This is a genomic window from Zobellella endophytica (assembly GCF_003012775.1).
GTDB lineage: Bacteria > Pseudomonadota > Gammaproteobacteria > Enterobacterales > Aeromonadaceae > Oceanimonas > Oceanimonas endophytica.
The window spans coordinates 1-3,363 of the sequence record NZ_PXYG01000016.1; the positions used below are offsets into that span (position 1 = coordinate 1).

At 56.9% G+C, this 3,363-nt stretch carries 4 protein-coding genes and 1 pseudogene; 3 read left to right on the plus strand and 2 right to left on the minus strand.

Features of this window, described 5'->3' with window-relative positions; translation table 11 throughout:
• A pseudogene (fadB, locus tag C7H85_RS19185) lies at window positions 1-268 on the minus strand (fatty acid oxidation complex subunit alpha FadB); the annotation flags it as partial.
• A gap of 260 nt (window positions 269-528) precedes the next feature.
• Here fadB and C7H85_RS19190 point away from each other — a divergent pair.
• From C7H85_RS19190 to hemG, 3 genes are read left to right on the plus strand one after another with little or no spacing between them, the layout of a single operon-like run.
• Complete coding sequence (locus C7H85_RS19190; RefSeq protein WP_106731320.1) at window positions 529-1,149, plus strand: YigZ family protein; 621 nt, start codon at window positions 529-531, stop codon at window positions 1,147-1,149.
• Window positions 1,150-1,169: 20 nt separating this feature from the next.
• On the plus strand, window positions 1,170-2,627 hold the full coding sequence (locus tag C7H85_RS19195) for a TrkH family potassium uptake protein (protein ID WP_106731321.1): 1,458 nt from the start codon (window positions 1,170-1,172) through the stop codon (window positions 2,625-2,627).
• Window positions 2,628-2,636: 9 nt separating this feature from the next.
• Window positions 2,637-3,161 (plus strand): menaquinone-dependent protoporphyrinogen IX dehydrogenase, encoded by a 525-nt coding sequence (gene hemG / locus C7H85_RS19200; RefSeq protein WP_106731322.1) that lies wholly within the window; start codon window positions 2,637-2,639, stop codon window positions 3,159-3,161.
• A 7-nt stretch (window positions 3,162-3,168) separates the two neighbouring features.
• On the opposite strand, the gene C7H85_RS19935 is transcribed toward hemG, so the two are convergent.
• On the minus strand, window positions 3,169-3,363 hold a 195-nt coding region (locus tag C7H85_RS19935), incomplete at its 5' end, for a hypothetical protein (RefSeq protein WP_210433710.1).

Genomic DNA, 3,363 nt, shown 5'->3' on the forward strand with positions numbered 1-3,363 from the left:
TGGCCAGCCAGTCGCCGAGCTCGGCTTCCGGCAGCTCGAACAGCTCCAGAAACTCGGTAATGTCGGCACCGACGATAAAAGCGTCTTTGGCGCTGGCCAACATCAGGCCGCTGATGCCGGTGGTCTGTTCCAGTGCCGTCACCGCCTGTTCCAGTGACTGCAGGGTGGCGCGGTCGAGCTTGTTGATGGCACCTTTGCCGTCAAAGCTGAGTTCAGCAATACCGTCTTGCAACAGTTGTACAGAGAGGGCTTCGCCTTGGTAGATCATCCTCATATCTCCTTGTTCCCTTGTGCTGCTCCGACTCTCCCGGGCAGGGATGAGCTCACTATGAACAGAAAAATGGCTGATTTCAACACCTATTTAAAACAATTGTTTTAATTTGTTTAACCATTATTAACATGTGCTTACGGCCTTATACTGGTGGAGCCGGCCGGAGCGGACGGAATGAGCTGTGCTATGATGGCGGCTCCGGTACAAAGGACCTGATTATCAGCATAGTCGGCCGACTATTTTCACGAGGCCCGGTCATGGCGCATTCTCCCTATCCGATCCCGGAGGCAACACTGAGCTGGGAGCAGGAAATCAAGAAGAGCCGCTTTATCGCCCATCTGGCGCATACTCCCGATCCCGGGGCGGCAAAAGCATTTATTGCAAGCATCCGCGAGAGCGATCAAAATGCAGCCCACCATTGCTGGGCCTTTATCGCGGGGGCGCCCGGCGACTCCCAGGCATTGGGGTTCAGCGACGATGGCGAGCCCTCGGGAACCGCCGGCAAACCCATACTGGCCCAGTTGCAGGGATCCGGCCTGGGGGAGATCACGGCGGTGGTCAGCCGCTATTTCGGTGGTATCAAGCTGGGCACCGGCGGCCTGGTCAGGGCCTATGGCGGCACCGTTGCCCACGCCTTGTCCCGCCTGGACACCCGGGAGCGGCTGATCATGGAGCGGCTCAGCCTCCGTGCCGAATACAGTGATATGGCGTTGCTGGAAGGACTGCTGACGCAGTCCGGAACACACTGGGAGCGGGTCGACTATGGTGTGCTGGTGAGCGGTGTGTTGCTGGTGGATGCCAGGTCGCTCGACAGCCTGTGCCAGCAGATACGGGATCGCACCCAGGGAAGAGTGGTCGCCAGGCCGGTGACCGACTAAACAACGCTTTTGGATACACCATGCACATTCGCACAATCATCCGCATCGTCGGCATTCTGGTCGCCTTGTTCAGTGTCACCATGCTGGCCCCGGCGGCGGTCGCCTATATCTACCGGGATGGTGGCGGCCTTGAATTTTTCAGCGCTTTCGTGATCTGCCTGATCCTGGGGCTGGCGCTGTGGTTTCCCAACCGCACTCACAACAAGGAACTGCGGGCCAAAGAAGGCTTCCTTATCGTGGTGCTGTTCTGGACGGTGCTGGGTAGTGTGGGCGCCATCCCTTTTATGCTGAGCGCCACGCCGAACATGTCGGTGGCGGAGGCCTTTTTTGAATCCTTTTCCGGGCTCACCACCACCGGGGCCACGGTGATCAGCGGCCTGGAAGCGCTGCCCAAGGCCATACTGTTCTACCGGCAGATGCTGCAATGGCTGGGCGGCATGGGGATCATCGTGCTGGCGGTGGCCATTCTGCCCATCCTCGGCATCGGGGGCATGCAGCTGTTCCGCGCCGAAATTCCGGGACCGGTCAAGGACAATAAGGTGGCGCCCCGCATCGCCGAAACCGCCAAGGCCCTCTGGTATATCTATCTGGTGCTGACCATCACCTGCGCCCTGCTGCTGTGGCTGGCGGGCATGAACCTGTTCGATGCCATCTGCCACTCTTTTTCCACCGTGGCCATCGGCGGCTTTTCTACCTACGATGCCAGCGTGGGGCACTTCAACAGCCCGATGATCAACCTGATCATCGTGGTGTTCCTGATGATTGCCGGGGTGAATTTCAGCCTGCACTTCGCCGCCTTTGCCAACCGCAGGATGCGGGTGTCGGTCTACCGCATGGATCCTGAAGTCAAGGCCTTTATCGGGGTGCAGCTGGTGCTGACCCTGATCTGTATGTCGGTACTGATGGCGCACCGGGTATACAGCGATCCCTGGCAGGCGCTGGACCAATCCCTGTTCCAGGCGGTGTCCATCTCCACCACCGCCGGATTCAGTACCACCGGCTTTGCCGAATGGCCGCTGTTCTTGCCGGTCCTGCTGATGTTCGCCTCCTGTATCGGCGGCTGTGCCGGCAGTACCGGTGGTGGCATAAAAGTGGTCCGGATCATGCTTCTTAATTTGCAGGGGATGAGGGAGCTCAAGCGCCTTATCCACCCCCGGGCGGTCTACCGAATAAAACTTGGCAACAAGGCGCTAGCTGATAGAGTGGTGGAAGCGGTGTGGGGCTTCTTTGCCGCCTATGCGCTGGTTTTCGTTATCTGCATGCTGGCCCTGCTGGCCACCGGCATGGATGAGCTGACGGCCTTTACCGCCGTCGTCGCCACGCTGAATAATCTGGGCCCCGGTTTGGGGGACGTAGCCGCCAACTTCGGTACCACTACCGATGGCGCCAAGTGGATAATGATCCTGGCCATGCTGTTCGGCCGTCTCGAAATTTTTACCTTGTTGGTGCTGTTTACGCCGGCCTTCTGGCGAAGCTAAGAGGAGTCTATGGGAAAACTGTTGGTACTTTATTCGTCTCGCAATGGTCAGACGACAAAAATCATTGATGCGATGCGGGATGAATTGACCGGTTATGAAGTGGAAACGGCGGATCTGCATACGCTGCCAAAAAAGAACCTCAGCAAGTACGACAAGGTGCTGATTGGAGCTTCTGTTCGCTATGGCCATTTTCACGATAGCCTGTATACCTTTATTCATACCCATAGCGAGCAGCTCGAAGTCGCCGACTCCGCTTTTTTCTGCGTCTGCCTGACGGCACGCAAACCGGAAAAAGCGGATCCCAGGAACAATGCCTATGTCAGAAAATTCCTGGCCAAGTCGCCCTGGCGGCCCAGAACCCTAGGCGTATTCGCCGGTGCCTTGAAATATAGCGAATACAACTGGTGGCAGACCCGAATTATCCAGCTGATCATGAAAATGACCGGCGGCAGCACCGATACCAGCCGGGATCTGGAGTTTACCGACTGGGACAAGGTCAAGGATTTTGCCAGGCAATTTGCCCGTCAACGCTAAGGCTTCGTTAATAAATCATTAATAAAAGGCGGTTTTGGCTTATTTTATGTCCAAAATCGCCTTTTTTCATAAAAATGTCAAAAAAGCCCTTGCGCAAAAAGCGCGGCTGCCTATAATGCGCATCCACTGACACGGCGCAACCCGCCGCGGTCACAAGCGGTAAAAACTTCGGTCTTAACGCTTGACGAATCAAAAGGACGGC